Genomic DNA, 24112 nt, shown 5'->3' with positions numbered 1-24112 from the left:
TGACAGGGTGAGGAGAGGAGCGCAAAAATGGCCCATTTGGGTAATTGGCAGCGTTTTCATCCTTTGTCATAATGAAGCTCAAGCAAGCACCCATACAAATAGGAGGCATGGAGATGCAATTATCGCAATATTCCGACTACGACGCAATCGGATTAGCTGAGTTGGTCAGACAAAGGGAAGTCACCCCAAAGGAACTGAAAAATGCTGCTATTGAAGGAATTGCCAAGGTAAACCCAAAACTAAACGCGATCGTCAATGTCCTCTCCGAACAAGCGGATCAGGAAATCGACACCGGTCTGCCGGATGGCCCGTTCAAGGGAGTCCCTTTCCTGATCAAGGAACTCGTTCTTCACGCCGCTGGAGTTCCGACCAGCATGGGCAGCCGTTTGGCCAGCGGGATCACCTTTCCTCACGACAGCGAATTGATGGCCAGATTTCGCAAGGCAGGTCTGGTCACGGTCGGAACGACGACGACCCCAGAATTGGGTTACGGCGCCACAACGGAATCGCTCCTGTACGGAGCCACTTACAATCCATGGAATCTCGCCCATAGTCCCGGAGGATCAAGCGGCGGATCCGGAGCAGCCGTAGCCGCTGGCATTGTCCCTTTTGCCCATGCCAACGACGGCGGAGGATCGATTCGCGTACCGGCTTCCTGCAACGGGCTGGTCGGTTTGAAGCCGACGCGAGGACGAGTCCCAACCGGCCCGGACTATGGTGAGCCGCTTAACGGTCTTGGTATCGAATTTGCCTTGACTCGTAGTGTCCGTGACGCTGCCGCACTGCTGGATGCCGTAGCCGGACCTGATCCCGGATGCTATGCGTGGGCAGAATCACCCAAGCGGCCTTATCGCGATGAGATCAGCAGTCCTCCTCAGCGCCTGCGAATCGCTTGGACCGCGAAACCGGCTTCAGGTGTCCCTGTCGATCAGGAGTGCCTGGATATCCTGTACGAAACCGTCAAGCTATGTGAAGAGCTGGGACACGAAATGGTCGAAGCCGCGCCGGTATTCGACAATGATCTGCATATGCTCGCTACACTGCGACTCTGGACGGCAAACTTAACGAATTGGGCCAACGGGGTCGCCCGTGCACTCAACCGGACTCCATCTGAAGAAAATCTTGAATCGGCAATTTTCGCTTGTTACCGGTATGGTCAGACGATTACAACAGCAGAATTTTTGGAGGCCCTTGACATTCAGAACATGGTTTCCCGATCAGTCGGAAGGTTTTTCACGGAATACGACGTCATGTTATCCCCGACAGCGGCCCGCACGCCATTGCCCTTGGGCGAGCTGAACGCGAATGCGCCAGGAATTGACGCAAAGCAATGGACGGAGCAGAATTTCACCTATGCGGCATTCACCAATTTGTTCAACACTACCGGTCAACCCGCCATCTCCCTGCCACTCGGCGAAAGCAGCGATGGCCTCCCGATCGGCATGCAGTTTGCCGGCCGCTTTGCTGACGAGGCCACCCTTTTGCGATTGGCTGCACAGCTTGAGCAAGCCCGGCCGTGGAAGGATAGACGCCCTGTGGTTCACGTAGCGTCGGATCGTCCGTAGGTTTGCAGGCTTTCAGCCAGAACCGTTGATCTTTGCCTGATCCATGGTACAATGAAGCCAACTTGGACTAGAAAAAATCCCCTAAATCAAAAATGACCCAATCCGAATGGGAAAGGGTCATTTTTATTACGAGCAATAGAAGGGGATCTGATGTTAGATAGATGAGAAACGACGCAGCAGTAGAACTCTCACCGCAAGAATGGGAAGACCTTTTGCAGGAAAAGACGAAAAGCTGATGCTGGTGCTGCTGGAGCTGGCCGATTTCTAAAAAGCGTTGGACAAATCCACGATCGTGGCTGTTACCGATCATCGGGGATCATCCTGAGCACGTACGACTAGTTTTGCCGAATCCTTTCCGCAAGATGGGGACGATAGTACAATAGTATTGCAATTGCTTGATTCGGACTATTCGGAAAGCGTGCAAGCTTTTTAGACATAGTTTCGCTAATAGGGAAAGGAAGGATACGACATGGCAGCAACAGAACAAACAAAGGAAAGCTTGCTTTTTACCCGGGTAAACAAAGATACGCAAGCATTGCCAATCTCGATCGAAGACTGGGAGCAAAAGGCGCGTGAGCTGTTGCCAGATGGGCCTTTTGATTACATCGCGGGAGGCTCGGGGGCAGAAGAGACGCTGGTTGCCAACCGGTCGGCCTTTTCAAAATGGTCGATTGTACCGCGGATGCTCCGTGATGTTTCCCAGCGCTCTCTTCGCATCGAGCTGTTTGGTCAGCAGCTGAAGACACCACTTTTTCTGGCACCTGTAGGGATGCAAGCTATCGCTCATCCGGATGGAGAGCTGGCGACGGCCAGAGCGGCAGCAGCGGCTGGCGTACCGATGGTGGTTAGCACCGTTTCGGCACATACGCTGGAGCAGATTGCGGAAACCATGGATGATGCTCCCCGTTGGTTCCAGCTGTACTGGTCCAATGATCGGGAAGTGTGTGCCAGTATGGTGAAACGAGCAGAGGCAGCGGGATATTCCGCGATTGTCCTGACAGTGGACACCGTCATGCTCGGGTGGAAACGTCGCGATTTCCGCAACGGTTATTCGCCCCTTCGAGAAGGCAAGGGATTGGCCAACTACCTCAGTGACCCAGTCTTCTGCTCCAGACTGTCCGAGGTAACCCCGGGGAATGCGGTGGAGGAGGTGCTCCGCAATATTTACCATCCGACCCTCAACTGGAGTGACATCGAATTTTTGCGTCAGCATACCAGCCTGCCGATTCTCGTCAAGGGTATCCTGCATCCAGACGATGCAAAAATTGCTGTGGAGCGCGGTGTAGACGGAATCATCGTGTCCAACCACGGAGGGCGTCAGCTCGATGGGGCCATTTCGACACTGGATTCATTGCCGGCAATTGCCGACGCAGTAGACGGTCGCATTCCGGTTCTGCTGGATAGCGGTATTCGCACAGGGGCGGATGTAGTCAAGGCGATCGCTTTGGGAGCCAGTGCGGTTCTGATCGGGCGGCCCTTCATGTTCGGTCTGGCGGTTGCGGGCGAAAAGGGCGTGGCGAGCGTACTCGATACGCTGATCAACGAGTTGGACGTATCAGTGGCATTGTCTGGAAGCAATTCAGTTGCGGACTTGAATCGCAGCATTTTGTTCCGCTCGTAATTACTGGGGGGGGGGGCATTCATCGAAAAGGAAGAGCTTATCTACGACCCGCAAACTTTAGGAGAATAACATCATGTAAGGTGAGGTGAACGATAAAGACCAGTCCCGTGAATGAAATGGAGACTGGTCTTTTGTTGTACAGATAGGAATTTATAATATTCCGATCCAGTACAAAGGTTTTGGCTGTCGGCAAAGGAATTGAAATCGAAACAACGACAGATTTGGACGAGAAAATAAAGTCCTAGACTGTCGCTGTATTTTGAACTATTTTTCCTGTTAGTTTAATCATATTCCACTTGTTACTCCTCAGTCAGCTCCGGCGCCTCAAATACTTGACGCAATTCAACCTGACCTTCCCCATTTCCTTGCGGGTCCGGCATCCGCATGGCCCACTCGAAGGCTTCTTCCCTCGACTTCACATCAATCAGAATGAACCCGGCAATCAATTCTTTCGATTCCGTAAAGGGGCCCTCCGTAACCACCGGCTTCTCTCCTGGTTTCGGATACGAAAGGCGAATCCCATTTGAACTTGGATGAAGTCCTTTAGCCGCAACTCGTACGCCTGCCTTTACTAATTCCTCATTGTACTTCGTCATAGCTTCAATGAGCTCAGAGCTTGGGAGATTTCCGGCTTCCGAATTCTTCGAGGCTTTGACAATCATCATGAATAGCATTAATCTACCTCCTTATTTTTGAACTTGCTGTCCTAAATATATCATTTAAAGCGACCTAAAATTTATTTTCAATTGCTCTTTTTCTTTTGCTTTCTCTTCGATAGAGATTCAAAATACATTCCATTCGCACTTTCAATTTTACATCCCCTCCCAACCTTGTTACTTTTGTAATAAGAAGAAAACGCTATCATGACCACTATAGGAAATGGGGGAAGAAGGTAAGTGGAGAGAAATCAAATGTACAACCTAGAGTGCCGGCTACTGGAAAGTTTTGATGTTGGCCTGAATGAGGCAGGGATAAGCGGACAACGTTTAGCAGGAAGATTATCGGCTATCTCGGAAATCGGTCTCACCGAGCAGCACGGCTCCTGCCGAATAGGTTTTTCACAAGAAGAAAAGCAGGCAAAAGAAGTGGTCGCTTCTTGGATGAAAGCAGTAGGACTTAAGGTAACTACAGATGCGGCGGGTAATGTGTTTGGCCGTTTGGAAGGCATCGACCCAACCCTCCCGGCGGTCTTATGTGGTTCTCATATAGATACCGTCCCGAATGGTGGCCATTTCGACGGCGTTCTGGGCATTTTGCTCGCGCTTGAAGTAGCTGAGGCCTGGAAGGAAACCGGGTACGTACCAAGGCGGTCTTTTGAAGTCGTCATTTTTTCCGACGAAGAAGGCACCCGGTTTAACTCCGGTCTAACGGGTAGCTCCGCCTTGGCAGGGACTATTAAAGTGAGTGATTTGCATGCACTCATTGATCATGACAACCGTACGTTCAAAGAGGTCGTAGAACAGGTTGGTTTATCAGCCGAGCGATTCACGGAAGCCAAGCGTGACTTAACACAAGTGGCCGCTTTTATTGAAGTACACATCGAACAAGGCGATACACTTGAACACGAGGATCTTCCGATTGGCATCGTCAGCGGTATTGCTGGTCTTGGCGGACTTGAAATGACTTTGAAAGGCCATGCCGGCCATGCCGGTAGCACCAGGATGAATAATCGGCGGGACGCGCTTGTAGCTGCAAGTAAAATTGTGCTTGCCATTGAAGAATTGCCTCGTAGGATAAGCCAGACGGCTGTGGCTACCGTAGGACAATTGAACGTGTATCCGAATGGCGCCAATGTCATCCCTGGTGAAGTTAAGCTTAGCGTTGACATACGCGATATCGACAAGATCTCCCTTGATCGCCTGATCGCCCAAATTGTAGAGACCGCCGGGAACATTGCGGCGGAATGTAACATTGAGTTTTCTTGCCGGGAAGTGTATTCAACGCCTCCAATACAGGTATCAGAGACACTGCGCGATTTGCAAATGGATATCGTCTCCAAGCTTGGTATGAGACCGATGCTAATTCCAAGCGGTGCCGGGCACGATGCGATGATTCTGGGGCAGTTCCTCCCGATGGCAATGTTTTTCGTCCGCAGCAGCATGGGGATCAGTCATAACCCTAGAGAGTGGACGTCGCTTGATGACTGCGTGATTGCGGCAAAAGCTCTGAACCGATTTCTGCAAAAATTGTGCACGTCATCATTACTAGAAAAGAAAGAAGGATGAAACTATGTTTTGAAATTACACTGGACGGAGCATTTAAAATTCAGTGTTATTGCAAAATAATCCGAGTTGAAAACAATAAAGGGGCTTGGTCCTTTGACAAGGATCAAGTTTTTTTGCTTACGATACCGGCTAAGCCTTAGATCGGAACACAACATTACACAAAACACACACGAGATACACAAGTGTGTTCGCGGTTGATATTAAACTGATTTGTAAGCGGTTAATTATCTGAAATAACAGAAAAAACAGAGGGAGTAATAAAATGGATAAAAAAACCTATTATGAATTGCTTGAAAGTAAACTTCCTACCTATAAAGAATTCACAAGGATTCCGGTACAAGATAATGGAGAATCATTGGTTCCAATCGAAGGGGAATTCGATGGGAAGATCGATATCCTTGAGGACTACAAGAAATACACGGGTAACCAAATATTTGTCCGTTCCAATGTTCTGAAAATGCTTATTCAAGCCCAAAAAGCTTTAAAGGATATCAATCAAGATTATAATCTTGAGATTTTATGTGGGTATCGTCATCCCGAAATTCAGGAAAAAACTCATAATGATATCAAGCAATTTCTAATTGACCGAGAGCCACAACTGAAGGGAGATGATCTAACAGAAGCTGCGCATCGTTTCAGTGCAGCCCCAGACGTTGCAGGACATCCGACAGGCGGTGCGGTTGACGTTCGAATCATCGGGTCTGATGGTGCGCCCATTGACATGGGTCCAGCTTTTGTGCCGGATAAAGACGTTCATGTATTTTCTCCGTTTGTCGAGAGAGTAGAGTGGAACAACCGGCAATTATTGCGGAATTGCATGGTGAAGGTCGGGTTTGCTCCATTTGACGGCGAATGGTGGCATTTTTCCTACGGAGACCGAGAATGGGCGAACTATTACGGTAAGGCAGAGGCAATTTATCAACAAATACGCTTTCAATTGTAATGGTAAGTATCATGTTCCGCTAAATAATGTTCCAAATGGGAGTGAAGCAGCATCATGCGATTGCAAGAGCAAGGTATTATCGATTATGCGGATAAAGTGGACGGTATTTTACCGGATTTCCCATACCTTGTCAGTAGAATGGGGGTTACGGAATGGGAGCTTATTCAATCAAACGCCTTACCCAAGGATTGCTGCTCATTATAACAGTGAGCTATCTGGCATTTGCATTATTGTTTATCATGCCGGGAGATCCGATCGATATTCTTACGGGGGATCGTGTACCGCCTGAGAAAAAGGCTGAATTACGAATCAGTTATGGCTTGGATAAACCAATGTATATTCAATATTATAACTGGCTGAATAAGGTGCTTTCTGGCGATTTTGGCAATTCGATAAAGACAAAACAGCCAGTAGCGGAAGCCTTGAGCCAGCGTATTCCATTGACATTAAAACTGGTCGGTATTGCAACGGTCATTCAAGTTCTACTATCAATACCGTTGGGTTTAATAGCCGCATATAAGAAAGACTCATGGGTCGATCGTCTGCTTATGACATTTGCAAGCGTAACTCAGGTTATTCCTAACTATTGGCTGGGGATACTACTTATTCTTTTGTTTTCAATAACACTAAAATGGCTGCCGATGAATGGCTATTCAAGTGCAAATCACTTTATCCTGCCTATTATATCCGTTGCATTCGGTGGGGCTGCAGGATTAATTCGATTAGCAAAAACAGAGGTCCTGGATGTTTTTCGTGAGAAATATGTACTGACAGCATATGCAAAAGGATTGTCTGACAAGGCTGTAATTCTTCGCCATGTACTCCGCAATTCATTGATTCTTATTGTTACATTGGTTTTTATGGATATACCGTGGATCATTTCGGGGGCTGTCATAATCGAGAATGTATTTGTCATTCCGGGTATGGGCAGTTATTTGACAAACGGAATTACAAATCAGGATTTCCCGGTGGTTCAGGCTTGTGTATTGATCATTACTGTATTGACTGTTTTGTGCAATCTTGCAAGTGATCTGATTAACGGGATGTTGGATCCACGAATTCGTATGGAAATTTCGAGAGGTAACTGATATGAATACGAAAAATTTCTTAAAAAATAAAGCGAAATATTCGAATTTAATTATCGGTAGTAGTATGATTTTATTGCTTTTACTTGTGGCTATCTTTGCTAATTTTATAGCACCGTATCGATACGATGATTCAATGATGAACGAAAGGCTTCAAGAGCCAAGTATACAACATTTATTAGGTACTGATTTCTATGGGCGGGACGTATTCAGTCGTATTTTGTATGGAGCACGCATCGCATTGCAGATTGCGGCTCAATCGGTCGGCATCCAGCTCGTAATAGGCGTTACAATCGGTTTGTTGTGCGGCTATTTTGGAGGATGGATCGATCGGATTTTATCCTTCATTATGGATATTACCTGGTCGATGCCGCCGCTTATTATAGCATTTGCGGTTGTTTCGGTACTTGGGCAAAGTCTTAACAATGCAATAATAGCTATCGCAGTAGTAAGCTGGGCTCAGTATGGTCGTATTGTACGTGCAAAGACAATGTCAATTAAAAACATGGCATTTTTGGAGACAGGCATTGCTTTTGGCGAAAGCACTCCAGCTTTACTTTTTCGCTATATATTGCCAAACGTTGTTCCATCTATGATAGTGATTGCGTCAATATCAATACCAAGCGCTATCATGTCAACAACTGCCCTTAGCTTTCTTGGCTTAGGGGCTCAATCACCGTCACCAGATTGGGGACTTGCTTTAAGTGATAGTGTCCGGCAATTGACCATGGCACCGTGGCTGGGCATAGCACCTGGTTTAGCACTTGTTTATACGACCCTTGGTTTTTCAATGCTTGGGGAAGGACTGCGCGATCTGATCGACCCGCGTTTACGGTCGCTATAAGGGGGCTTGCATACAAATGGAAACACTTCTGAAAATTAAAAATCTTAAAATAGACTATGCCGTACGTGGAGGTACGTTGTCTGCAGTAAATAATGTGAGTCTCGATATTAAACCAAAAGAAATTTTTGCGTTTCTCGGCGAATCTGGTTGCGGTAAATCGACTCTTTCATTAGCAATCATGCGTTTGCTTATGGATCGCAACACATCGGTTTCTGGAGAAATCGAATTCAAAGGAACAAACCTTTTAACACTTTCAAACCATGAGATGAATCGTGTGCGGGGACGAAAAATCGGCATGATCTTCCAAAACCCACTTGATTCACTTAATCCGGTTTACCGCTCAGGCACACAGGTATATGAAGCCTTAACGCTTGACAATGTTACTCGTCAGCAGGCATGGTCAAAAGTGCTTCAGCTCTACCAAGATGTTAAGATTCCCGATGCTGAGCGCCGCATGAAAAGCTTTCCGAATGAGATGTCAGGAGGCATGCGCCAGAGAGTGATGATAGCAATGATGCTGTCACGCAACCCGGAACTATTAATAGCCGATGAACCCACAACGGCACTCGATGTAACGACTGAGGCTCAGATACTCAATATTATGCTCTCGCTACGAGAGCAGTACGGTACAGCAATCCTTGTTATCACTCACAATTTAGGGATTGTCGCGGAAATCGCTGATCGTGTGGGAGTCATGTATGCAGGTGAGCTTGTTGAAATGGGGGATGTCAACACGATATTTGAAAATCCTTTGCATCCTTATACGAAGGCATTGATGCGAGCGCTACCACGTCATTCAAAGAACGTTGGCCGTATTTCAACGATTGAAGGTACTGTCCCACGAATAATCGGAGAATATATCGGTTGCCGGTTTGAAAACCGTTGTCCTTTTGCAATAGATATCTGCCGTTCAAAGACACCGACTATGCGTGAAATTACTACCGGGCACTTTGTCAGCTGCCATAGAGAGGAAATACTATGAGCGATGCAATGATTCAAATTACAAATATAAAAAAGCACTTTTATATTACAGAGGGTTTCTTGTTTAACAAACGTAAAATTGCTATGAAAGCAGTTGACGATGTTAGTCTGACCGTTCAAAAGGGCGAGATTGTCGGAATTGTAGGCGAATCAGGGTCAGGAAAAACTACACTTGCTCGGATCATCCTTGGACTAATCAAGCAAACAGATGGCTCTGTGACTATTAATGGTACGGATATGAATCGTATCGGCAGAAACGCATTAAAAAAAATGCGGCGTGATATTGCGGTAGTTTTTCAGGATCCAGCCTCTAATCTCAATCCGCGCATCACGGTTGAGGAATCTATTATGCGCCCCATGCGAATTTATGGTGTGCCGCTAAAGGAAGCGAAAATACGAGCCCGTGAAGTAATGGAGAAAGTAAAGCTGGATGCTTGTTATTTGGAAAGCTACCCGCACCAGCTTTCCGGCGGGCAACTTCAGCGCATTGCAGTAGCACGCGCGTTGGCGGTTCGTCCCAAAATCATGATATTGGACGAGCCAACCAGCGCACTTGATATATCTGTCCAGGCTCAGGTACTCAACCTGTTGCTTGATTTACAGGAGGAGTATGGCTTGACCTATTTGGTTATCAGCCATGACCTCAATGTTATTCGCTATGTAAGCGATAAAATTGCCGTAATGTATCTAGGCAAAATTGTTGAAAATGGGCCTGCCGAGGAAGTGTTTTTACAACCAAAACACCCTTATACTGTTGGACTCATGGCAGCAGTGCCCATCATGAATCCAAGGCTGCGGGGCACAAAAGTACCTTTGCTGGGGGGAGAGACTGGAAGTCTTATTGATGCCACGCCTGGATGCCGTTTGGTATCGCGATGCATTCATGTCACCGAGGCTTGCAGAAAAATCTCGCCTGAACTTATCGAAATCTCAAAGGGCCATTTAACTGCGTGCCATTTATACAATGAAAAATAAAAAGAAAGGTGGAAAACAAATAGCATTTATTAAATTCTTATAGATTCTAGTGAAATTTCAAGGAGGCATGACAATGAAAAGTAACCATATTTTTGGTATGGTTTTGGTCCTTATGTTAGCTTTTAGTTTCGTTACCGGTTGCAATAAAGATGATCAAGAAAAGACATCTGCAGCACCACGGTCAATCGTGATTTCTTCTGGTGAATGGCAAGGTGCAGATATAGCTCAAACAAATCAATCTTTTGCTACTCAATATTTAATTGCCGATTCACTGCTCAATTATGAAACGGATGGATCCCTGACCTCAAACATTGCAAAATCTTATAATGTCAGTCCGGACGGCCTAACTGTTACGATTGAAATGCCTGATGACCTCCGGTTTCATGATGGTACATCTGTTACACCGAATGATGTGAAATTTTCTATTGAACATGTACTAAAAGTAAGTCCATATGCTAGTGATATTGCAGCAGTCAAATCAGTCGAAGTCAGCGGTAATAATGTGATTGTTTCTCTGAGCACACCTTCGACAACTTTTTTGTTTAATCTCGGGTCGAACCTCGTTCCTATTTTAAAAGCAGCTGAAAGTAACAACAAGACAAAGGAACAATTACTGTGGGGCGCTACTGTTTATGGCGCATACTATGTTGATGAATATGTCGCCGGTGATCACGTAACGTTGAAGAAGAATCCTTATTATAAAACATACAATCAACATGTTATCAATAAAGGTGCAATGAATGTTGAAACAGTCACTGTGCGTTTTATTAAAGACACGTTTGCAAATGTGCAAGGTTTGTTATCCGGAGAAATCGCACATGTAGAAGGACTCTCGGCCGATGTAAAGACTCAGTTGGCAGATAATGCGGATATCGTTACGGAATGGGAATCACAACCTAATGTAGCGCGCTTCGAAATGAATAACGATTTTGAGCTTTTCAAAGATCCCGATATCAGACTGGCAATGATGCTTTTGATTGACCGCGAAAAAACAAAAGCTTATTCCAATGGAAACTACGAACCAGTATTTGCTTATAGTGTAGCTGGAATGTCAGATTATAGTTCTTCGGCTGAAGAGTATTTTAAGGCAAAATACGTGAATGACGCCAAACGTGGTTTGCAGATTCTTTCGGACAAAGGCTGGAAGGATAGTGATGGAGACGGTTTTTTGGATCGCAACGGCAAAAAGTTTGAATTTACTTTATCGTTCAATAGTGATGCTCTGAAAAATCTTGCTGAATGCCTCCAAATTCAATTTAAAGAACAAGGAATAAAGATGAATATCAACTATATTGATTTTGGGTCATTTAAAAATTTGTATAAAAGCGACAAGCATGAAGCAACGATCAGTGTGTTTTCATGGGGTGACACAGCAGGTACACTTCCTTATATTGTAAAGGACCAGAACATATTTGACTTTAACGCGTACGAAAAAATTCTTCAAGAGGCTATCAATACGGTAGATAAAGAAAAGCGTATAGCAGGTTATACAAAGGCTCAAGAGATGCTCATGGATTCAAGATGCAATCTTCCGCTTGTTCGTGTAAATTCGTTGCTTGTATACAATAAAAAGCTTTTACCTAATTTTAGAGTACTTAATAATATTCCGTATTTTAACGACGTACAATAGTGCTTGTCATACAAGGATTCTATCCACTAGCTTATGAGAGTTGCTACGTGTATGGCATCCACCCCCATTTTTACAATTCCACTCGTTGATGAGTGAATCATTCATAAGGAGGAATAAATCATGCAAAATTCAATTTCCAAAATGTTGAAAAGCTATACGAAGGAAGCGTATGAACGTGGCTTTTTCAACGGGTGCATATTGCTTGCGCACAAGAATGACATCCTTTTTGAAACAGCACTTGGACTTGCCAATATGGCAAAAAAAACAGAACTTAATCTGGATAGCGTATTTGAACTAGCATCTGTGAGCAAGCAGTTTACAGCTTCTGCAATCATATTGCTTCGCGATAAAGGGGTTCTTTCCCTAAACGATGACTTGGAAAAGTATTTTCCCGGGATCCCGTATAAAGGACGAACAATAAAGAATCTACTTAACCATACTGCAGGAATCCCTGATTACACGGAGTGGGTAAACAAGCAGGCTGAGCTAACGGGAACAATACCCAAAAATGATGTTATCGAAAAATTTCTTATTGAATCCAATCTTCCAGAAGAATTTGAAGTAGGTACCAAATGGAGTTATTCAAATACAGCCTATGCTGCTTTGGCTTTGATCATAGAAAAGGCATCAGGCATGACATTTGGTACTTTTTTAGAAAAAGAGATTTTTCAACCGGCGAATATGAGTAGCACCTGCGTCTATCACAGGCGTTTGAACGGAGATACCATTCCTAATTATGCGTACGGCTATATTTTTGAAAATGGAGAATATATACTGCCGGATGACTCACAGAGCAGCCAGTTTGTCATTCCCTTGGATGGGATTGAAGGAGATGGCATCGTCAACTCAAATCTCCATGACATGCTAAAGTGGAGTCTTGTATTGAAGGAAGGAAAGATTATCTCCCATGCCAGCCAGCAGGAGATGTATACTCCAACATATGTAAATGGGGAATCGGAGCCCTACGGGTACGGTTGGAGGATATTTAATAATGAAAAAGCTGGGTATGGTGTGCGTCATGCAGGCGGATGGCCCGGATATCACACTCAGTTTATACGGTATATTGATAAGGAAATGACTTTCGTTATGTTGACGAATCAGACAGGTGGGGATACGTGGGGGAGTCGTACATTCCTTGAAGGCATTGAGTCCATTATTGAAGGTCGGATGCCACAACCAATAACACCAACCGATGAACTTATTGATCAAGATTTTGATAAATCAAAATACCTGGCTCTGTGTGGGAACTATGAGGGTGACATTTCAGTAAATTTGAAGGATAACAGCTTATTTGCTTCTCTCAATATAAGGGAACGAACCATGACACTCGAAATGTTGCCTGCGAAAGACGGGCGGTTTATTACTCACATGGGCATCAGTTTTACATTCGAGGGATCAATGATTTCTCTAGACTATGGCTCGGGATTCGAGACCGTATATAAAAAGCTTGAGGATTAACGTGGAGGCCGTAAAAGCTTAATCAAAACACGGGAGGAATCACGAATGAAAGTGTTTATTTCCTTGGACATGGAAGGGATTTCCGGCATTACGGAGTGGGAGGATACCATTCCAGGTAATCGGCATTACGAAGCAGGACGTAGGCTTCTTACCCAAGATGTAAACGCCGCCATCGAAGGTGCACTGGAAGCAGGAGCTACACAGATTGTCGTCAATGAGTCACACGGCCCAATGAACAATTTGATCCTTGAGGATTTGCATCCACAGGCGGACGTCATCCGCGGGTCCTTCAAGCCGCTGAGTATGATGCAAGGAATTGACAGCACGTACGACGCCGCCTTTTTTGTCGGGTATCACGGAAAGGCAGGCGTGGGTGATGCTGTGCTCAATCATACGTATTCCAGCTTGTCAATCCACCGTTTAGTGCTGAATGGCAAAGAAGTGGGAGAGGCAGGATTAAATGCTACTATTGCTGGAGCCTTTGGCGTTCCAGTCGTACTGGTGACAGGCGACTCACAAACTGCGAAGGAAGTGGAGGAGGATATACCAGGGGTCTTTACAGTTGCTGTGAAGACGGGCATTACCGGACTCTCCTCCCAGGCGATTCACCCTGTCCGTGCACGCGAGATGATTCGTCAGAAAGCAAAAGAGGCGCTGATCAACCTCAGCAGAGTACAGCCGCTTGTCCAGAAGGCAGAAAATACACTCGAAGTGGAGTTCACCAAATCCCAGTTTGCCACGGCGGTCAGCTGGATGCCCGGAGTCGAGCTCATCGATGGACGTACGGTTCGTTTCCAATCTTCAGATGTGGTCACCATGATGCCTGTACTGTCATCGATGCTGTTGATTACAGGCCAAGTGAATCGGATGATCACAGGCTAATAGGCAACGAATCATGGAAAGGCGGTAGCAGAATCCAGACAAGGCTAGAAAGTCTTGGACTGCTACTGCCTTATTTGATTACTGTGAATTTTAATTGGATGCACTAACAAAGGTTTGCTTGAAAAGGGGAATGAAACTCTGTAATATATGAAAAATGAATTTATTGACTCTATTTGAAGAACACATGATTAGTCAGCAAGTTCAAATATAATAAAATAAAAAGGACATAGGGCAATGATGAAAAAAACTGTTCTTATTGTTGAAGATGAACAAAAATTACGTGAAGTTATTACCCTATTCCTGCACGGAGATGGATTGCAAGTGCTTGAGGCCGAAACCGGTGAACAAGCAATAAAAATCTTTTCTGAAAGCTCAGTCGATCTTGTTATTCTGGATATCATGTTGCCGAATATGAGCGGATTTGATGTTTGTGAGCGCATCCGGAAGAATTCCGACGTACCGATTCTTTTTCTAACAGCGCTTGGAGATGATGATTATTACACACTTGGATACCGTTTGGGTGCAGATGACTATATTGTCAAACCGTTTAAGGCCTCAATTCTCGCCCTGAAAGTTCGGCGTATTTTTGAAAGGCAGGCCAAAGCTGATCCTGCAAAGATAACAGCAAAAGGTATCGAACTGGACATAGATGGTTTTCGGTGTATTATTGATGGGATGAATATCGAATTAACGCAAAAGGAATTTCATTTGCTGCAAATTTTAATACGTAACGAGGGACGTACCATGTCACGCGATTATCTTCTCAATACGGTCTGGGGTTACGACTTTTATAACGAGAGCCGTGTTGTCGATAATCATATAAAAAATATACGACGTAAGCTTGGGACTTATTCGACTTATATCAAAACAGTCATTTCTGTCGGGTACAAATACGAGAAAAACATATGAAAATCAAGAAATCAATCATGCTTCAAATATTTTTTACAATCTTATCTATATTTTTACTTGTGTTTGTATTGCAATTTATATTCTTTGGTAAATATTTCACTTCTCTATATAGCAATTTTTTATTAAGAGATATCCGAGCAGAATTTCAAAGTGCGGTTGAACAATTCTCTCGCAGCAATAATGAGCAGGCCAATTCTGTTTTAAGTACCTATGCTGTGTCTTATGACGCACCTGTGCTTGCTTTTACCGAAGATTACAGCGTTATTGGGCAAGGGCTTTTCAACTACCTTAGCATTTTGACGGTTCGAGTACCAGGAGTTGGCATTTGTCGTATTCTTATTAGCGGTTTAAATGAAATGCCCAATATTAATTTAAATGATTTACTGACGGTTGAAGCGGTACGTGTGGGTGAAAGCAATTACTTTGAACCTTATTCGATCCGCTCTACGAACAAAATATATTTATATCGACAAGCAGAAAGAGCAAAGAGCACGAAAACAATGACGGCAACCAGTAACTGGTATACTAAAAATGAAGGAAGTCTTTTAAACGACCGTGCACGAATCATCTATGATCTAATGAAAGATTGCCTGATTAAAAGAAAAGATATTAAAACATATCTTGCAGCGATTACAAAAGAGCCGTTTACAGATAAGAGAGGAACATCGTACTATATCATTTCCGAAAGCAGGCGTATAAATGGAGTCGTGACTTATTTTGTAACGATCCGGCCTATTGTTGTATCCAATAGTGAAGTGCGATATTTTAGCAATTATTTTTATACCGTTTATTGTATTCTTGGCATCCTGTTAATAGCGGCGGTTTTTATTTTGTCCAGGAAGCTGAGTGCACCGATCGTACGTCTTTCAAATGTAACCGGTAAGCTTGCTTCCAAGGATTTTTCAGTCAGGGCAAATGTCAACCTACAGAACGAAGTTGGACAACTTTCGGCAAGCATAAACGTGATGGCAGACAATCTTCAAGCGGCAATGGAAGAATTGCAGCAATCGGCTGAGATAGCAAAAGTAAACGAAAAACGTATGAAGCTGTTGCTTGCTGACCTGGCACATGAGTTTAAAACACCGCTTGGGATCATTTCACTTTATAGCGAAGTCATTGAGAACGGAATGTTTGAAAAGGAGCCTTCATACTATTTTGGAATTATTGAGCAAGAAATTGAAAAACTGACCCAGATGATTGACGAGACTATTCAGCTGTCAAAGCTGGAGGCAGGATACTGGGAATACAAACCCGCAACGTTCTACATCAGTGACCTGATCGAGGGGGCACTTTCAAGGTTCTCTGAAAAGATTATGCGAGAAAACTTTACGTTGAAGGTTGATTTACTGGATGCGATGGTTTTTGCTGACGGACGGCGAATTGAGCAAGTATTAACGAATTTGATTTCAAATGCCTTAAAATATTCCAGTGAGAAAAAAATAATTGAGGTGCGCGTTACAAGAGAAAATGGAAATGTGAAGGTCCGCATTTGCAACGATGGATATATTTCCGAGCAAGACATTAACCATATATGGGAGCGTTATTACCGGGCATCCGAAAAAACGACAGCACGCTTGCCAAGCGAGGGTATTGGACTTGAAATTGTGAAGCATATTTTGATTATGCATAATAGCAATTTTGAGGTAAGGCAAGAAGCGGATATGGTTTGTTTTTATTTTACAATTCCACTCGTTGATGAATGAATAATTCATGCGATTCAGATGTCAACTGAGAGTGGCTGCAGTCACAATGATAGAGGCGGGAGGTAGGTCGTCGTGCACTATTTCGGACAATTTGAATCACGTGAACGAATCCCGGATATTTTATCGGGGAGATTGCATCCTTCTGAAGATCCATTATGGCAAATGTCTGGAGCAGCCGATAGGCAGGAATATTCGGAGTGGAGCTTTCATATTTGCGGGATGGCGTGTTTGAAAATGCTGCTGGCGCAGTGGAGGAATGTCATAATTCCCACAATCGAGCTCACAAAGCAATGCCGTGAATTCGGAGGATACACGATCAGCGAGGATGGCTCCATTAAAGGGTTAATTTATCGCCCTTTTGTTGCGTTTATCGCGGACAGGTTTGGTTTGGAAGCCGAGGTGAAGGAGCATGTACCGATCGAGGAAATATACCATTTGCTAGGCCAGGGGTATGTGTATATGGCATCCGTCCATCCGAGTATCCGTACTCCTGAAGTAACACCACCTAAACAAGGTGGGCATCTGGTGTACGTGTTTGATAAGGATGATCAGCACCAAGAAATCATTTTTCACAATCCTTCTGGAGATACCGCCCATAGCCAGGAAAATGTTCATGCGACTCTCGATGTCTTTTCGCGCTTCTACGCCAATCGGGGAATATTGATAAAAGTATCTTCATGATATTTTTGCTTATTAAGAGGATTCCGCTTGGAATTATCGCCTGTTCAGTAAGTAAACTGAATGGGCTTTTTTATTGTTTACATCGATATATGTGCATCAAGGAAAAATTTACGAGGGAATATCCCCGTAAAGTGCCGCATGAGAAATTAGATTACTCATCTTTCCACTTGAATCTCAAGTTACTTGAGGTTTTATAATTGCTTTGGAGGTGTTGCAACGTGCATGCAAATTCGAGAAACAGAGTAGACACCACACAAGATCAACAGACTGATCCGACAGCAAAAGACGTGAAGTTCTCCATCGGACAAGTAGCGAAAATCACAGGATCTACTGTACCCACTATCCGTTATTACGACGAGATCGGCCTGCTCTCACCTGCAGAGATAACGTCTGGCGGTCATCGTTTGTATGCGGCGGAGGAAATATGGCGATTAAAACTGATTCTTACTCTCCGATATCTGAATTTTGGCATTGATGAGATTCAAAAAATAATATCCGGGGATATAGCTGTTGATACGGCAATAGATTGGCAAATGGAAGCGTTGGACAACCAAATGCGTATGCTTGCCAGCATGAAATCCATTTTGGAACAGACCAAGCAGAGTAAGGGTGGCACTGATTCTCTCCGCTTTATGTACGAATTGGTTGAATCAATTTCAGCAAATACATTGGCACGTGAAAAGTTTATTTTGGAAAAAATGTTCTTGTCCGTTTTCCCTGAACAATTTCCGGTTGAATGGCGAGAGATTTTTTTACTTGGGGTTAAAGTCTCTACTTTGCTGGATGGTAAGCTTTCGGCAGCACAAACGGCTGCATTAGATGAGTTGGAGGAAATGTTTAATGATTCACAGATTGTTCGGGAGTTGAAGAAAGATTTTCTGTCCTACCTGGAAGTCGTTCATCTACCGAGAATCAGCGTTGAGATGTGGAGCGCCAAAATGATGAAAAACCATAAACAGTTGTTGAAGTTAGCGGAACAACATGCAACTCCTGACAGTCCTTTCGTACAGGCGAACGTTCAAGAGTATGTCTTGCTGTTTGCCGATGTTGACGAACCTCCTGTCTCGGAGTCATTTTTCCGGCGGTTTGCAGAAAAGATGCTTTCAATGCAGTCAGAAAATCTCGAACGTTTCAGAAGAATTGCCTTTATCTTGTACCCAAGTCTGCAATCGTATTTGAAAACAAATGAGTTATTCTACCAAGCATTACAGTGGAAGCTTCAGCAGCTGGATAAAGAGTAATTGTACTCTTTGTCTTACACTTTTATATGGAAGCGCTAACAAGAATGGCGTACCGAATGCGAAGGAGGTGAAATCATCAGTCATATATCGGAAGTACTTTAAGAGAGAAAAGTGAAGTAGGGGGGACTGTAGTCATATGAAGAAAAACAAGCGAAGAATCTTTTTGAGGGGATTTGTGACTCTTTGTATGTTCATGATGGTTGGCTGCAGCAGTCAAACAAATGAACCAGCTGAGCAACAAAAGAGTGCCAAACCAAAAATGGGCGGAACCATTACAGTAGCGTACCCTTATGAACCGGATACGTTAGATGGCCAGAAGTCTGCTGGAACAGCTGAGGTCTATACCTGGTTGCTGGGTGGATCTCTGCTCTATAAAGATCCTGCCACAAATGAATACAAGCCCTCTCTTGCAAGTGACTATAAAATTTCAGAGGATGGCAAAACGTTGACCTTTACCATTCGTTCCGGGATTACCTTTCACGATGGGACACCTCTGACCGCAAAAAGTTTTAAGGAAACCTTCGATCGCGCTCGCAATCCGGAGACGAAAGCAATGACAGTCGGTGAATTAATGGCTCCAGTAAAAAGTGTGAAAGCGCCAGACGATCATACTCTCGTTCTGGAACTATATGAACCCAATGCAGCCTTTCTCTATACGTTAGGGATTAATTCCTCGCAGCCGTTATCGTTGAAAGCGATTGAAAAGGCTGGAGAGGCTTACGGCCGGAATCCTGTAGGAGTAGGGCCGTGGAAGTTTGAGAGCTGGAAAACGGGCGAAGTCACCTTTGTTAGAAATGAAGCTTTTCACTGGGGAGAGCCCTATTATGAAAATCAAGGTCCTCCAAGAGCGGACAAACTTGTCATAAAATCGATTCCTGACACCAATCTGAGGTTGTCAGCGCTAGAGAGTGGTGCGATTGATGTAGCAACGGAGGTACCTGTTAAAGAAGCGAAAAAATTTCAAAACAATCCGAAATATCAAGTTATGGAGCGTTTACGGTCTGGAGTGGGTATGCTGCTGGAGATGAATCTGAGAAGACCGGAGTTTCAGGATATTAAGGTGCGTCAAGCATTAAATATGCTCGTCAATAAAAAAGCCATTATCCAAGCTGTTATGCAGGGAGATGCGGAAGTAGCCCAAACGCCATTATCTCCAGCAACGCTAGGGTATGACAAATCCTTAGAGAAGTATGGGTATCAGTATAATGTGGACGAAGCAAAGAAATTGTTGGACGACGCTGGTTGGAAAGTTAACGGAAGTGGTGTGAGAGAAAAGGACGGGAAAACACTTAGTCTGGATTTGCTTAGTAGTTCAGATATTGACAAAGAAGCCCAATTGATACAAGCAATGCTGGGGGAAGCTGGTATTAAAATTACGATTCAGAAGCTAGAACTAGCAACGTATTTGCAGGAAGCAGTCAAAGGGAATTTTGATCTAACGCTAATGTCCGGTGCGTATGATGATCCAGATATTTTATACTTTTATTTTTATTCCAACGGTGGCTACAACATGGCTGGTATAAAAGATGACATACTGGATGCTCTCCTTTTGAAAGGGCGTATAACCATACAGATTGATGCCAGAAACCAAGTGTATAAGGATGTACAAAAACGTATAGCTGAGCAAGCGTATGTTGTCCCAATCTATTTCGATAAGGTCTTTACTGTCATAAATTCGCGAGTAAAAGGAGTGAAGTGGACATCTATCATGCCCACCTATAATGACAGCTGGATCGAGAACTAACAAGCAATAAGACGATCTATATTTGAATGGAGGAGAGACGCTTATGCAAAATAACGGATGGGTTGAGTCTTTTGAAAAGTATGCTCAAAACTGGACGACAGAAGGTAATGTTCCCGGTGTTAGTATCGGATTGGCACAAGATGGTCAACTCTTCTATAAAAACGGATTTGGCTTCCGGGATGTGGAACGGCAGTTAGGCGTTACGATCGATACGGTATTTGGTATTGGATCCATAACGAAATCCTTTACTTGTGTGGCAATCATGCAATTACAGGAAGCTGGTAAGTTATCCGTACATGATCCTGTAGTGAAATACTTGCCGGAATTCCAATTGAAAAATAGTGATGTTGGGCAAATCACGATTCATCATTTTATGACGAATACGAGTGGCATTCCTCCCTTGCCAACATTTTTTGCAACGGTGATGCGAAGCATGGAAGCGAATGGGGCAGAAGACCATTCATTCCCGGACTGCAATAGAGCTGATACGGTGCCAATCGATACGTACGAAGAATTGATGCAGGTTATTTCTACGTTAGATGTAGAGCTTTTAGGGTCTCCAGGTACAGAGTTCAGTTATTCCAATGATTGCTTCGCCTTGCTGGGGGCGATCATCAATCGCGTCAGCGGCAAGTCGTATGAGTTGTATGTCAAAGAGCACATCCTTGAACCAATCGGGATGGAGCACACTGGCTTTTTCTTGGAAGAGCTGAATGGGTATGACAATATTACAAATCTGTATATCATGCGAGACAGCGGCGATCACAAGGAAGTAGTCTCATCTCCAAATTGGTGGGATTTCCCTGCTTCCCGGGGGGCAGGAGCATTGAAATCAACGGTGCGGGATATGCTGCGATATACGGACATGTTCTGCAAAGGTGGGCTTACATCCGGGGGAAGCCGTATCCTGACACCTGAAAGTGTAGAACAGATGATGACGCCTTATTTTCCGACTGATATGACACCTGGTCAGTTTTACGGGTACGGCTTGATTATCACTTCTGACTACTATGGAAAAAAGTTGGTTGAACATAGTGGTGGTATAAAAGGGGTTACCGCTCATATGTGCTTCTTTCCCGAAACAGGACTGGCCGGAGTGGCGCTGTCCAATATCGAATTGTCGCCGGTTCTGGCGATCATGTCGGGTGCACTAAATAGTCTGGAAAACCGTCCTCCTGAATCCTCTCATCTGGATAGCAAGAATTATTCCGTATCTGAGGAAGCGTTGCATCAAATCGTGGGGGATTATCACTCTAGTGAGTTTGGGACATTGCCGATCAGCTTGGATAATGGTCAACTGATGCTCTCCTTTTTAGGAGAAAACTACGTGTTGAGACCATTTGCTGAAGATCTTTTTGTCGTCCGGGCTTTTGGAACAGATTCCTCCGTACGGTTTATCAGAGCTGGGAAGAATGAGATTGTTCGGATGGCTTTTGCTGGGAGACAATTTTCGAAAGAGGTAGCTGCAAATACGTTTGAAAATAAGGCGAGTGGGGGAAACGAAAAATGACACAGCGAGCCAACGCAAGTGATGTGAGATGCCGCCAGCTTGACGAGCTTCTTTCAACAATTGCTGAACAAAACAATTGGAGCGGGAACCTATTGATTTTGGAAGAAGGGAACCCTTTCTATCAAAACTCCATAGGGTTGGCCAATCGGGAAACAGCTGAAAAATTGTCACCGGATTCGGTATTTGAACTCGCATCGGTTTCCAAGGCGTTTACAGCAATGGGCATCATGATCCTGCAAGAACAAGGGAAGCTCGATTATTCAGATAAAGTGGACAACTTCTTTCCGGATTTTCCCTATGCCAATATTACCGTAGAGAATCTACTGGTGCACACATCCGGTTTGCCTGATTACATGGAGCTATTTTCTCATTGCTGGGATAAAACGAAAATTGCTACGAATCAAGACATTCTCGATCAGCTACAAAAGCATCGACCAGACATCTTGTTTCAACCGAATGAAAAGTATGAGTACAGCAATACCGGCTATGCTTTATTGGCCTCCATTGTAGACCACGTAGCAGACACACCATTTGCAGATTTCTTGCAAAAGCATATTTTTCAACCACTTAATATGCACAACACGAGCGTGTACAACCGAAGATATTCTCCTCAGTTGATCCAGCATTACGCGTATGGTTATGTATATTCTGCCCCATCTGAAGCATTTGTGTTGCCCGATGAATCAAGTGAGCACGATTTTGTCATTCATCTGGATGGCATTCAGGGAGACGGCGCTGTCAGCTCAACTCTGGATGACTTACGCAAGTGGGACAGAGCGCTTTACACAGAAAAACTGGTCAAGAAAGAAACGCTAGAAAAAGCCTTTTCCCCAGTGCGGCTTTCTGACAACAGTATGTCTAATTATGGTTATGGCTGGCGACTGAAAGAAGATCAGGTGATAGGAAAAGTGGTCCAACACGGCGGAAGCTGGCCGGGGTATCGAAGCTGGTTACGACGATATATTGAGACAGATAAAACGATTATTTATCTTACAAACGTGGATCAGGAACATCAGTGGACGGAAAAGACTCTTGAAGCAGTCGAAAATATTATATTTGAACGACCGTACATCATTCCATAAGGATGGGTGTGAACACATCATGAAGCAATACATTTTCAAACGACTTATTTCGGGTGTCATTGTTCTCTTTGGACTCTCGATTTTTACCTTTATGCTCATTCATTTCATCCCTGGCGATCCGGTACGTATTATGCTCGGTCAGCGGGCAACGGTTGAACAAATCGAGGCGCTGCGAGAAGAGCTTGGGCTTAATAAGCCTCTCGTGACTCAGTATCTCAGCTATGCGTCTGGGGTAGTAAAAGGAGATTTGGGTACGTCACTCAAGACAGGAAGACCCGTAAGCACGGAAATTGCAGAGCGCTTTCCAGCAACGGCGAAAATGGCAGTGGCAAGTCTAGGTGTTGCTGTTGTTGTCGGAATAGGCATGGGAGTCCTTGCTGCAAGATGGAAAGATACGTTTATTGATAGCTTCATCATGACGTTGTCAACCTTTGGCATGGCGCTGCCAGGTTTCTGGTTAGGTCTTCTTGTGATTTTGGTGTTTTCTGTGCACTTGGGCTGGTTTCCGATCGCAGGAGGCACCGGATTCATGGATATCGTACTGCCTGCGTTCACGCTCGGTACTTTGATGGCGACATCGATCAGTCGATTGACACGTGCGGGCATGGTGGAAGTCTTATCCAATGACTACATCCGCACAGCTCGTGCAAAAGGCATGAGTGAGCGACTTGTGCTACTGCGGCACGCATTTCGCAACGTGATGATCCCGATTGTTGCGGTAATCGGACTAGAATTCGCGGGACTGTTAGGCGGGGCTGTCATTGTTGAGCAAGTATTCAACTGGCCGGGAATAGGGACATTGGCGATTCAAGCGATCAGCTCGCGGGATTTCCCCATGATACAGGGAACGACATTGTTTATCGGTGCGATTTACGTTCTTGTCGTGATCGTAATTGACGTGTTGTACGCCATCCTTGATCCACGTATCGACTACACGGTAAAACGAGAGGGAGTGTAGTATGGGCCAGGTCAACAAAATGATTTCCGTCGATTCGATAGGGCGTAAAAAAAGGTCTCTTCCCCGTTTTGAATT

General features: G+C 44.5%; 21 protein-coding genes. 19 read left to right on the top strand and 2 right to left on the bottom strand.

Translation table 11 applies throughout. The annotated features are described in order from the left end of the window. Positions 1-113: 113 nt before the first annotated feature. A complete protein-coding gene (locus EDM56_RS26530; RefSeq protein WP_122920956.1) occupies positions 114-1565 on the top strand; it encodes an amidase in 1452 nt (483 codons plus the stop codon). Between the two features lie 67 nt (positions 1566-1632). Here the strand turns inward: EDM56_RS26530 and EDM56_RS26525 are convergent, their stop codons facing one another. Beyond that, positions 1633-1875, bottom strand: a complete 243-nt coding sequence (locus EDM56_RS26525; RefSeq protein ID WP_122920955.1) for a hypothetical protein — start codon at positions 1873-1875, stop codon at positions 1633-1635. A gap of 159 nt (positions 1876-2034) precedes the next feature. Between EDM56_RS26525 and EDM56_RS26520 the strand changes: the two genes are divergently transcribed. Next, positions 2035-3186, top strand: coding sequence for an alpha-hydroxy-acid oxidizing protein (locus EDM56_RS26520; protein WP_122920954.1), 1152 nt, complete (start codon positions 2035-2037; stop codon positions 3184-3186). A gap of 299 nt (positions 3187-3485) precedes the next feature. Here EDM56_RS26520 and EDM56_RS26515 read toward each other — a convergent pair whose 3' ends face one another. Continuing rightward, positions 3486-3860 carry a YciI family protein gene (locus EDM56_RS26515; RefSeq protein WP_122920953.1) on the bottom strand — a complete coding sequence of 125 codons (375 nt, stop codon included), beginning with the start codon at positions 3858-3860 and terminating at the stop codon, positions 3486-3488. 237 nt (positions 3861-4097) lie between these two features. On the opposite strand from EDM56_RS26515, the gene EDM56_RS26510 reads away from it, so the two are divergent. The 17 genes from EDM56_RS26510 to nikB all read left to right on the top strand — a co-directional run bounded on the left by EDM56_RS26510 (position 4098) and on the right by nikB (position 24037). Beyond that, the gene (locus EDM56_RS26510; RefSeq protein WP_122920952.1) at positions 4098-5411 is read left to right on the top strand and encodes a Zn-dependent hydrolase; all 1314 of its coding nucleotides are present in this window, start codon (positions 4098-4100) and stop codon (positions 5409-5411) included. Positions 5412-5673: 262 nt separating this feature from the next. Continuing rightward, positions 5674-6354, top strand: coding sequence for a M15 family metallopeptidase (locus tag EDM56_RS26505; protein WP_122920951.1), 681 nt, complete (start codon positions 5674-5676; stop codon positions 6352-6354). Between the two features lie 152 nt (positions 6355-6506). Further along, positions 6507-7442 carry an ABC transporter permease gene (locus EDM56_RS26500; protein ID WP_122920950.1) on the top strand — a complete coding sequence of 312 codons (936 nt, stop codon included), beginning with the start codon at positions 6507-6509 and terminating at the stop codon, positions 7440-7442. A gap of 1 nt (position 7443) precedes the next feature. Beyond that, on the top strand, positions 7444-8283 hold the full coding sequence (locus EDM56_RS26495; protein ID WP_122920949.1) for an ABC transporter permease: 840 nt from the start codon (positions 7444-7446) through the stop codon (positions 8281-8283). 16 nt (positions 8284-8299) lie between these two features. Then, positions 8300-9265: an ABC transporter ATP-binding protein gene (locus tag EDM56_RS26490; protein ID WP_122920948.1), complete on the top strand. Its 966-nt coding sequence runs from the start codon at positions 8300-8302 to the stop codon at positions 9263-9265. Next, positions 9262-10239, top strand: coding sequence for an ABC transporter ATP-binding protein (locus EDM56_RS26485; protein WP_122920947.1), 978 nt, complete (start codon positions 9262-9264; stop codon positions 10237-10239). Before EDM56_RS26490 ends, EDM56_RS26485 begins: the two co-directional genes overlap by 4 nt. 73 nt (positions 10240-10312) lie before the next feature. Beyond that, on the top strand, positions 10313-11869 hold the full coding sequence (locus EDM56_RS26480) for an ABC transporter substrate-binding protein (RefSeq protein WP_183192601.1): 1557 nt from the start codon (positions 10313-10315) through the stop codon (positions 11867-11869). A gap of 120 nt (positions 11870-11989) precedes the next feature. After that, the gene (locus EDM56_RS26475) at positions 11990-13327 is read left to right on the top strand and encodes a serine hydrolase domain-containing protein (protein ID WP_122920945.1); all 1338 of its coding nucleotides are present in this window, start codon (positions 11990-11992) and stop codon (positions 13325-13327) included. A gap of 45 nt (positions 13328-13372) precedes the next feature. After that, positions 13373-14209, top strand: a complete 837-nt coding sequence (locus EDM56_RS26470) for a M55 family metallopeptidase (RefSeq protein ID WP_122920944.1) — start codon at positions 13373-13375, stop codon at positions 14207-14209. Between the two features lie 234 nt (positions 14210-14443). Next, positions 14444-15118 (top strand): response regulator transcription factor, encoded by a 675-nt coding sequence (locus tag EDM56_RS26465; protein WP_122920943.1) that lies wholly within the window; start codon positions 14444-14446, stop codon positions 15116-15118. Further along, positions 15115-16821 carry a sensor histidine kinase gene (locus tag EDM56_RS26460; protein ID WP_122920942.1) on the top strand — a complete coding sequence of 569 codons (1707 nt, stop codon included), beginning with the start codon at positions 15115-15117 and terminating at the stop codon, positions 16819-16821. The genes EDM56_RS26465 and EDM56_RS26460 overlap by 4 nt, the downstream gene beginning before the upstream one ends. A gap of 72 nt (positions 16822-16893) precedes the next feature. Further along, on the top strand, positions 16894-17502 hold the full coding sequence (locus EDM56_RS26455; RefSeq protein ID WP_122920941.1) for a cysteine peptidase family C39 domain-containing protein: 609 nt from the start codon (positions 16894-16896) through the stop codon (positions 17500-17502). A gap of 218 nt (positions 17503-17720) precedes the next feature. After that, on the top strand, positions 17721-18743 hold the full coding sequence (locus EDM56_RS26450; RefSeq protein ID WP_122920940.1) for a MerR family transcriptional regulator: 1023 nt from the start codon (positions 17721-17723) through the stop codon (positions 18741-18743). A gap of 136 nt (positions 18744-18879) precedes the next feature. After that, a complete protein-coding gene (locus tag EDM56_RS26445; RefSeq protein WP_122920939.1) occupies positions 18880-20487 on the top strand; it encodes an ABC transporter substrate-binding protein in 1608 nt (535 codons plus the stop codon). Between the two features lie 43 nt (positions 20488-20530). Next, positions 20531-21997, top strand: coding sequence for a serine hydrolase domain-containing protein (locus tag EDM56_RS26440; protein ID WP_122920938.1), 1467 nt, complete (start codon positions 20531-20533; stop codon positions 21995-21997). Next, positions 21994-23079 carry a serine hydrolase domain-containing protein gene (locus tag EDM56_RS26435; protein WP_122920937.1) on the top strand — a complete coding sequence of 362 codons (1086 nt, stop codon included), beginning with the start codon at positions 21994-21996 and terminating at the stop codon, positions 23077-23079. Before EDM56_RS26440 ends, EDM56_RS26435 begins: the two co-directional genes overlap by 4 nt. A 19-nt stretch (positions 23080-23098) precedes the next feature. Beyond that, on the top strand, positions 23099-24037 hold the full coding sequence (nikB, locus tag EDM56_RS26430) for a nickel ABC transporter permease (protein WP_122920936.1): 939 nt from the start codon (positions 23099-23101) through the stop codon (positions 24035-24037). Positions 24038-24112 lie beyond the last annotated feature (75 nt).

It is taken from the genome of Brevibacillus fluminis (genome assembly GCF_003710825.1).
Taxonomy (GTDB): Bacteria; Bacillota; Bacilli; order Brevibacillales; family Brevibacillaceae; genus Brevibacillus_D; species Brevibacillus_D fluminis.
Note: the sequence above shows the minus strand (reverse complement) of the source record. Positions and strands in the feature narration are given on the sequence as shown.

Excerpts from the sequence above, each read along its gene's own strand:
- EDM56_RS26525 (WP_122920955.1), bottom strand. The coding sequence starts at position 1,875 with ATGATCGGTAACAGCCACGATCGTGGATTTGTCCAACGCTTTTTAGAA.
- EDM56_RS26440 (WP_122920938.1), top strand. The coding sequence starts at position 20,531 with ATGCAAAATAACGGATGGGTTGAGTCTTTTGAAAAGTATGCTCAAAAC.
- EDM56_RS26515 (WP_122920953.1), bottom strand. The coding sequence starts at position 3,860 with ATGCTATTCATGATGATTGTCAAAGCCTCGAAGAATTCGGAAGCCGGA.
- EDM56_RS26480 (WP_183192601.1), top strand. The coding sequence starts at position 10,313 with ATGAAAAGTAACCATATTTTTGGTATGGTTTTGGTCCTTATGTTAGCT.
- EDM56_RS26465 (WP_122920943.1), top strand. The coding sequence starts at position 14,444 with ATGATGAAAAAAACTGTTCTTATTGTTGAAGATGAACAAAAATTACGT.
- EDM56_RS26505 (WP_122920951.1), top strand. The coding sequence starts at position 5,674 with ATGGATAAAAAAACCTATTATGAATTGCTTGAAAGTAAACTTCCTACC.
- EDM56_RS26460 (WP_122920942.1), top strand. The coding sequence starts at position 15,115 with ATGAAAATCAAGAAATCAATCATGCTTCAAATATTTTTTACAATCTTA.
- EDM56_RS26520 (WP_122920954.1), top strand. The coding sequence starts at position 2,035 with ATGGCAGCAACAGAACAAACAAAGGAAAGCTTGCTTTTTACCCGGGTA.
- EDM56_RS26500 (WP_122920950.1), top strand. The coding sequence starts at position 6,507 with ATGGGAGCTTATTCAATCAAACGCCTTACCCAAGGATTGCTGCTCATT.
- EDM56_RS26495 (WP_122920949.1), top strand. The coding sequence starts at position 7,444 with ATGAATACGAAAAATTTCTTAAAAAATAAAGCGAAATATTCGAATTTA.
- EDM56_RS26510 (WP_122920952.1), top strand. The coding sequence starts at position 4,098 with ATGTACAACCTAGAGTGCCGGCTACTGGAAAGTTTTGATGTTGGCCTG.
- EDM56_RS26435 (WP_122920937.1), top strand. The coding sequence starts at position 21,994 with ATGACACAGCGAGCCAACGCAAGTGATGTGAGATGCCGCCAGCTTGAC.
- EDM56_RS26485 (WP_122920947.1), top strand. The coding sequence starts at position 9,262 with ATGAGCGATGCAATGATTCAAATTACAAATATAAAAAAGCACTTTTAT.
- EDM56_RS26530 (WP_122920956.1), top strand. The coding sequence starts at position 114 with ATGCAATTATCGCAATATTCCGACTACGACGCAATCGGATTAGCTGAG.
- EDM56_RS26470 (WP_122920944.1), top strand. The coding sequence starts at position 13,373 with ATGAAAGTGTTTATTTCCTTGGACATGGAAGGGATTTCCGGCATTACG.
- nikB (WP_122920936.1), top strand. The coding sequence starts at position 23,099 with ATGAAGCAATACATTTTCAAACGACTTATTTCGGGTGTCATTGTTCTC.
- EDM56_RS26490 (WP_122920948.1), top strand. The coding sequence starts at position 8,300 with ATGGAAACACTTCTGAAAATTAAAAATCTTAAAATAGACTATGCCGTA.
- EDM56_RS26475 (WP_122920945.1), top strand. The coding sequence starts at position 11,990 with ATGCAAAATTCAATTTCCAAAATGTTGAAAAGCTATACGAAGGAAGCG.
- EDM56_RS26445 (WP_122920939.1), top strand. The coding sequence starts at position 18,880 with ATGAAGAAAAACAAGCGAAGAATCTTTTTGAGGGGATTTGTGACTCTT.